The organism is Trebonia sp., from assembly GCF_030042015.1.
GTDB lineage: Bacteria > Actinomycetota > Actinomycetes > Streptosporangiales > Streptosporangiaceae > Trebonia.
Map to the genome: position 1 here is coordinate 1 of NZ_JASIAL010000354.1, position 6,310 is coordinate 6,310.

The following is a 6,310-nucleotide window of genomic DNA, read 5'->3' on the forward strand; positions in this document are numbered from 1 at the left end:
CGTGCTGACCGACCGGGGCGAGTTCCGCTTCTACGACAAGAAACTCCCCGCGATGACCAAGGCGCCGGCGCTGAGCGCGGCGTCGGTAGACCAATTCGTGCGGAAAGTCAGCGCGCTCGGCGTCTGGGTTCGCTTCGGGAAAAAGCGCTACACCATGTGGTTCACCGGTGAGCCGTCTCCTGAGCGCCGTTCGGCTGGCATCGAGGAAAAGACCGGCCAGGGCGCAGATATGGTCAGCGGTGCCGGGTCCGTCATCGCGGCTGCCGGAGCCGGCCTAGGGCAAGGGGTCGCCGCGGCCGGCAACGTGGTCAGTGCGGGGGTGGGCATTATCCAGCTGTACCGGATGGTCCGTAACCGGAAGCGGCGGGCCGCCGTCAAGGCCGCCTGGTATCCCGTGCTCAGGGGCGTACGGCCCTGGCACCTGATCAACGCGGCAGGTGAAGCCCCGGCGCAGGAGCCGCGAACGTGAGGGGAACCCGGCGGGGTCCACCGGGGACCGGTGCGGCTCGTCGCCGGTGTTCAGCAGCAAGAGCTCCCGAATCGTTGAGCGAGGACCAGACCGCCTTCGACTTCGAGCCAGGGGACCCCACGGTCGAGATCCGCAACATGTCGCGCCTACGGCGCGGCCTGGATTACATCAGGCCGGCGAGTTCGGTAATGGACGATACGGACAGGTCCCACGACTGGGTGGCAATGCCGGCCCCGGGAATCCCCGGCCCTTGCTCCAGGGGCCTGGAGATGAACGCCGCCGCCAGGCCCGCCTGGCGGGCGGCTGCGAGGTCGGCCTCGTGCGCTGCGGCCAGCATGATTTCCCCCGGCTCAAGCCCGAGCGCATTGGCCGGCCGCAGGTACGCCTCCATGGCCGGCTTGTAGGCCTTTGTCAGGTCCGAGCCGAGGATCAGGTCCCACGGCAGCCCGCCCGCCTTCGCCATGTCGAGCAGCAGGGAAGTGTTCCCGTTCGACAGCGGTCCGACAATGTAATCCCGCTTCAGCGCAGTGATCCCCGGAACGCTGTCGGGCCACGGCGGCAGGAAGTGCCAGGCACGGTTGAGTTCGTCAAGCGCCGCCGCATCAAAACGCCCCGGATCGAGCCCGAGGTCCGCAAGGACGCCGTCGAGGTTCTCCCGGTGCGGCACGTCCAGCGAGGCAAAGGGCCGCTGTCCGGTACTGACCCGTCGCATCGCTGGCACGTACCGGGACCGCCAGGCATCGGCGAACGCGTCGGCGTCGAGTTCGAGGCCGTGCTCGCCGGCGAACCGGCGGGCGGCCGCGGCGACCCCGGTCCGCCAGTCGACCACAGTGCCGAACACGTCGAACAGCACGGCCCTGACGGCCTGAGCGGTGGACACGGGGGTGAATGCCACCGTGCCAGCATCTCATCCTGGCGGCCGTACCGGGCAGAATCTCCTGTCGGCATGATGACGCCGGGCCTCCGGCACGCTCCTGCGGGGGCTCTCCGCCCAATCGCAGGCCAGGGTACGGCCGGCATGGCCAGGGCAAAAAACCCAGGGAGGTGACCGGCGCGGCATGCCCGTGCCACGGGCCACCCTGAGGGAACACACAGCGTCCGGCTGGCGGACGCCGGGCCGGAGCCGACCGGTCCGGCCATCCTCGCCGGCCACCAGTCCAGGCAGGTGGAGAGTTATGCCCAGCGAAACTGGCATCCGTCCCTTCCGGGCCGACGTGCCCGACGAAGCGATCGCCGACCTTCGGGGGCGCATCGCCGCAGCGCGCTGGCCGTCCAGAGAGCTGGTCACAGACCGGTCGCAGGGCGTACAGCTGGCAACGATCCGGGAGCTCGCCCGCTATTGGACGGACGATTACGACTGGCGCAGCTGCGAAGCGAGGCTGAACGCGCTGCCCCAGTTCAGGACCGAGATCGACGGTCTGGACGTCCACTTCATCCACGTCAAGTCGCCGCACGCGGACGCGTTGCCGCTGATCATCACGCACGGCTGGCCCGGCTCGGTGATCGAGCTGCTTCAGGTCATCGGCCCGCTCACCGACCCGACCGCGCACGGCGGCTCCGCCGAGGACGCGTTCGACCTGGTGCTGCCCTCGCTGCCCGGTTACGGCTTCTCCGCCGAGCCGGCCGAGGTCGGCTGGGACCCCGGCCGCATCGCGCGAGCGTGGGCGGTGCTGATGGGCCGTCTTGGTTATACCCGGTACGTCGCTCAGGGCGGCGACCAGGGCGCCGCCATCACCGACGCGATGGGGGGCCAGGCACCCGTGGGGCTGGCCGGCATCCACCTGAACTTCCTCAGGCAGGCGGTGGGCAGCGTCAGCGGCCTGCCGGCAGACTCTGCGGAAGAACGCGCAGCGCTCGCCGCGATCAGCGCCTTCAGGACCAGCGGCTTCGGCTACTTCTTGGAGCAGGCCACGCGGCCGCAGACGATCGGTTACGCCCTGCTGGATTCGCCGGTCGCGCTTGCGGCCTGGATGCTCGACCACGACACCGACAGCTACTACAAGATCTCCCGCGCGTTTGTCGACGGCCAGCCTGCGGGCAATCTCACCCGGGACCACATCCTGGACAACATCACGCTGTACTGGCTGACGGGCACCGGGGCCTCGGCAGCCCGCTCGTACTGGGAGGGCGGACGAGCCGCGGCCCGTGCGGCCGGGCAGGCTCCTGCGCAGGTCACACTCCCGGTCAGCTTCACCACGTTCCCCGGCGAGATCTTCCGGGCCCCGCGCAGCTGGGTCGAGACGATCTACCCCCACGTCATCTACTTCGACGAAGCCGCCAAAGGCGGCCACTTCGCGGCCTGGGAGGAGCCGCAGCTGTTCTCTGAACAAATCCGGGCAGGCTTCCGGCCGCTCCGCCAGTTGACGCCACACGGGGGCATGAATGATCCCTCGCGCGACGAGAAGGGACACAGATCATGAGCACCGACACTGCTGCCATGAACGCGGATCCGGCCATCCGGCCGTTTCATGTCGAGATCGCCGACGAAGAGGTCGCCGATCTTCGGCGGCGGATCGCGGCGTGGCGGCCGCCCGAGCGGGAGCCTGTCAATGATCAGTCACAGGGCGTGCAGCTCGCCACGGTGCAGGACCTCGCGAGCTACTGGGCCGCGGACTACGACTGGCGCAGCTGCGAGGCGAAGCTGAACGCGCTCCCGCAGTTCATTACGGAGATCGACGGACTGGACATCCACTTCATCCACGTCCGCTCCGGGCGCGACGACGCGCTGCCGCTGATCGTCACGCACGGCTGGCCCGGCTCGGTCATCGAGCAGCTGAAGATCATCGAGCCGCTCACCGATCCCGCCGGACACGGCGGGATCGGGTCGGACGCATTCGATGTGGTGATTCCGTCGCTACCGGGCTACGGGTTCTCGGGCAAGCCCGCCGCGGCCGGCTGGGGCACCGACCGCATCGCGCGCGCGTGGGCGGTGCTGATGGAACGGCTCGGCTATACGCGCTACGTCGCCCAAGGCGGCGACTGGGGCACCGCGGTTTCGGCCGCGCTGGCCCGCCAGGCGCCCGCCGGGCTGCTCGGCATCCACGTCAACTTCGCACAGATGGTTCCGCTCGACGTGCTCGGTCACATCCGCAACGGCGAGCCCGCGCCGGCCGGTCTGTCGGACGCGGAGAAGCGCGCCTACGGGCAGGTCGCGTTCGCGACGTATCACCGCGGGTACGGCGTTATCCAGGGCACGCGCCCGCAGACGATCGGCTACAGCCTCGCCGATACGCCCGTCGGCCTGGCGGCCTGGCTCCTGGACCACGACTCGGGCACGTATGCGCACCTGGCCCAGCTGTTCGCCGGGCAGCCCTACGGTGCCATCACGCGCGATGACTGGCTCGACAACACCACGCTGTACTGGCTCACGAACACCGCGACATCCGCGGCACGGCTGTACTGGCAGCAAGCCGTCACCGGCCAGAACTTCTACGCCCCTGCCGACGTTTCCCTCCCGGCGGCCGTCACGGTGTTCCCGGAGGAGTACGTCACCGCGCCGCGCAGCTGGACCGAGAAGGCGTACCACAAGCTGATCTACTTCAACCAAGCCGGACGAGGCGGCCACTTCGCCGCCTGGGAACAACCGCAGCTGCTTGCCGAGGAGCTGCGCGCGGCGTTCCGCACACTGCGCTGAAACGCCGCGCGCGTGCGCAGACATCGGGCCATTGTGCCGCGCTGGCGTCCGCCTGCCGTTCGGCTACGGCAGATCATTGACCTAGCCATTCGGCCGCGTCAGTCTGAAGTGACATGGTGCCGGGGAAGCGCGGCTGCCGCGGTCAGAGTGCAGTGCGCGACGCTGAAAGGAACGGTTCGGAAGAGATCATGAGGGTGGAAGTGAGCCCTGCGGCCGCTGGGCTGATCCGCCAGCATGGCGGACGGCTGTGGGTCTGGGCAGCCCGTCCCCCGATGTGCTGTGGCGGTACGCCGGCCTTCATGCACGCAGCTACCGAGCAGCCGCCCGGCCTGTCCGGGTTCACCCTCGTGTCCGACGCGGAGCAGGCAATCTGGTTCCGGGCACCCGCGGGCAGGTTTCCTGACGTGCTGGAGATCGGCGTGCGGGGCCGGCGCCGCCCCCGCGTCGAGGCCTACTGGGACGGGTGCCTGATCATGCTCTGACGGGCGGCAACGTTGTCCTGTCAGGGGTTGTCGCTGCCATCGTCACCTTGTTCCGCCCGGGCCCGCTTGCGGTCCGGCCCTGCGGGGGCCGATGATGCCGGTGAGACTGGCTCGGGCCGCGGCCCGGGTGCCCGTAGCGGACGTGAGCGGCCGGGGAACCAGGAGGGACGAGAAGATGGCACGTCGGTCGATCGAGGTACCAGGCCTGCGGCATAGCGCGCCGATCCCCCAGGCTTCGGTGGTGGGGAACCTGCTGGTCTCCGGGGGCATCAGTCCCGTGGACCCGGAGACAGGAGCGACTCCGGAGGGCACCGACGAGCAGGTCGCCGTGGCTTTCGCCAACGTCCGGCGGGTGCTCGCGGCGGCCGGCGGCACTGTGGGCGACGTCGTTAAGTGCACCGTCTTCGTGCCGGACAGGGCCATCCGCCCGGTCGTCGACAAGTACTGGGTCGAGATGTTCCCTGACGAGGCGAGCCGGCCCGCGCGGCACATGCTGCGCGCCGAGCTGCAAGGCGGCATGCAGCTCCAGCTGGAGATCATCGCCGTACTCGGGCAGGGGTGAACTGATCGGGGCATCCCACCGTCGGGCCAGTCGACGGGGAGCGGCGACGGGCGACATCATGATCGGGTGAAGGTCACTGGTTTTGAAGTCTTCCCCGTCGTCTGCCCGCCGCCGTTCCGCGGCGGGCGCAGCTGGCTGTTCGTGCGGCTGGACACCGACAGCGGGACGCACGGCTACGGCGAGATGATGATGCTCGGCACGGGCTTCCGGCTCCCCGTGCTTGCCACGATGATGGCCGACATCGTCGAGCAGGCCGTCATCGATCACGACCCGTACGACATCGAGATGCTCTTCGACACGGTGTACGGCCGGGCCGGCTACAGCCACTACCCGGAGCTGACCAAGCTCGGGATCCTCAGCGCGATCGAGATGGCCTGCTGGGACATCATCGGCAAGGACTGCGGCCAGCCGCTGTACAAGCTGCTCGGCGGGCAGATGCGCGACCGCGTCCGCACCTACACCTACATCTACGACGACCCCGGCGCGCGTCCTGGCGACGGCAGCCCGCTCAGCCGCGACGTGTGGCTCAACCCGGCCTACGCCGCCGCGCGGGCACGGCACTACGCCGACCAGGGCTTCACCGCGATCAAGGTCGACCCGTTCTCCCTGGTCCTGGCCCACGACCAGAGCCTTGGCCAGAACGTCCCGCTGCAGTTTTCCCTGTCGGCGGCCGACACGGCCGAGCGGGTCATCGGCGCCATCCGCGACGAAGTGGGAACCGCCTGCGACATCATCATCGGCACGCACGGCCAGATGACCGCGGCGGGCGCGCTGCGGATCGCCCGGCGGCTGGAGAAGTTCGATCCCCTGTGGTACGAGGAGCCCTGCCCGCCGGAGAACATGAAAGCCCTGGCGGAAGTGGCGCGGCGCACCCCCATCCCCATCGCTACCGGCGAGCGGCTGACGACCAAGTTCGACTTCGCGCGCCTGCTCGAGCACCGGGCCGCGGCGATCTTCAACTTCGACATCGGCCAGGTGGGCGGCATCCTGGAGGCCAAGAAGATCGCCAGCATGGCCGAGGCCCACTACGTGCAGGTCGCCCCCCATGTCTACGGCGGGCCGCTGATCGCGGCCGCGGCGCTGCACCTGTCGCTGTGCAGCCCCAATTTCCTCATCATGGAGGCGATCGAGCGCTTCGACGGGGTGCACGCGCGGTTCGTCGA

7 protein-coding genes are annotated in these 6,310 nt (G+C 69.3%); 6 read left to right on the forward strand and 1 reads right to left on the reverse strand.

The window, feature by feature from the left end:
- On the forward strand, positions 1-469 hold a 469-nt coding region (locus tag Q1N79_RS19180; RefSeq protein WP_300610815.1), incomplete at its 5' end, for a hypothetical protein.
- Between the two features lie 163 nt (positions 470-632).
- On the opposite strand, the gene Q1N79_RS19185 is transcribed toward Q1N79_RS19180, so the two are convergent.
- The gene (locus Q1N79_RS19185) at positions 633-1,364 is read right to left on the reverse strand and encodes a haloacid dehalogenase type II (RefSeq protein WP_300610817.1); all 732 of its coding nucleotides are present in this window, start codon (positions 1,362-1,364) and stop codon (positions 633-635) included.
- 280 nt (positions 1,365-1,644) lie between these two features.
- Between Q1N79_RS19185 and Q1N79_RS19190 the strand changes: the two genes are divergently transcribed.
- The 5 genes from Q1N79_RS19190 to Q1N79_RS19210 form a co-directional block, all read left to right on the forward strand.
- Entirely contained in the window at positions 1,645-2,889 is a 1,245-nt protein-coding gene (locus tag Q1N79_RS19190; protein WP_300610819.1) for an epoxide hydrolase family protein, read from the forward strand.
- Entirely contained in the window at positions 2,886-4,103 is a 1,218-nt protein-coding gene (locus tag Q1N79_RS19195) for an epoxide hydrolase family protein (RefSeq protein ID WP_300610821.1), read from the forward strand. The genes Q1N79_RS19190 and Q1N79_RS19195 overlap by 4 nt, the downstream gene beginning before the upstream one ends.
- Before the next feature lie 299 nt (positions 4,104-4,402).
- Positions 4,403-4,585, forward strand: a complete 183-nt coding sequence (locus Q1N79_RS19200; RefSeq protein ID WP_300610823.1) for a hypothetical protein — start codon at positions 4,403-4,405, stop codon at positions 4,583-4,585.
- A 175-nt stretch (positions 4,586-4,760) separates the two neighbouring features.
- Positions 4,761-5,147, forward strand: a complete 387-nt coding sequence (locus Q1N79_RS19205; protein WP_300610825.1) for a RidA family protein — start codon at positions 4,761-4,763, stop codon at positions 5,145-5,147.
- 66 nt (positions 5,148-5,213) lie between these two features.
- Positions 5,214-6,310, forward strand: a 1,097-nt coding sequence (locus tag Q1N79_RS19210) for a mandelate racemase/muconate lactonizing enzyme family protein (protein WP_300610827.1), incomplete at its 3' end; no start/stop codon positions are given.

What these genes read in the sequence shown, in the direction of transcription:
- Q1N79_RS19190 (WP_300610819.1), top strand. Translation starts at nt 1,645, where the DNA reads ATGCCCAGCGAAACTGGCATCCGTCCCTTCCGGGCCGACGTGCCCGAC.
- Q1N79_RS19195 (WP_300610821.1), top strand. Translation starts at nt 2,886, where the DNA reads ATGAGCACCGACACTGCTGCCATGAACGCGGATCCGGCCATCCGGCCG.
- Q1N79_RS19200 (WP_300610823.1), top strand. Translation starts at nt 4,403, where the DNA reads ATGCACGCAGCTACCGAGCAGCCGCCCGGCCTGTCCGGGTTCACCCTC.
- Q1N79_RS19205 (WP_300610825.1), top strand. Translation starts at nt 4,761, where the DNA reads ATGGCACGTCGGTCGATCGAGGTACCAGGCCTGCGGCATAGCGCGCCG.